Genomic DNA, 497 nt, shown 5'->3' with positions numbered 1-497 from the left:
GAAGGCTCAGGAGAGGCTGTGGATCGGGGATACCGGCGAAGGAGGGGCAGATTCGGGTAACGGCGACGGCTCGGAGACAAGCGGGGGGATCGAACTGCTTGAGAAGCCCAATCCGGCTGTGGCGAGCAAGCAGGCAAAAGTGAAAGTAAAAGTGGAGCCGGGAACCAGCGCGCAATTGTCCGTTTATTATAAGAGTGGTCAGAGTACGGCTAAATATTTGGGATGGGAGACCGCGGACGAGAGTGGCTATATCGAATGGGAATGGAATGTGGGATTTAACACCACGCCGGGTACGTGGCTGTTTGTTGTTGAGACAGCAGACGGGCAGCGAATGGAGGTGCCGTTTACGGTGGTTGCAAGGTCGGGTTAGACAAGATTTCGATAGGTTGGGTTCCAAAGAATGAGTGCATGTAGAAATGGCTTAAAGAAGCGTACTAGAGATGTGGCCTTAGAAGTGGCCAGCGATGTAACCAGAGATGTGACCCAAAAGGATCATT

1 pseudogene is annotated in these 497 nt (G+C 52.7%); it reads left to right on the top strand.

What is annotated here, in order from left to right:
- Nucleotides 1-370, top strand: a pseudogene (locus tag C3B52_RS35880) (pilus assembly protein); the annotation flags it as partial.
- Nucleotides 371-497: the final 127 nt, after the last annotated feature.

It is taken from the genome of Brevibacillus reuszeri (assembly GCF_002897295.1).
GTDB lineage: Bacteria > Bacillota > Bacilli > Brevibacillales > Brevibacillaceae > Brevibacillus > Brevibacillus reuszeri_A.
The sequence above is the reverse complement of the archived record's forward strand: the minus strand, read 5'-3'. Positions and strand labels throughout refer to the sequence as shown.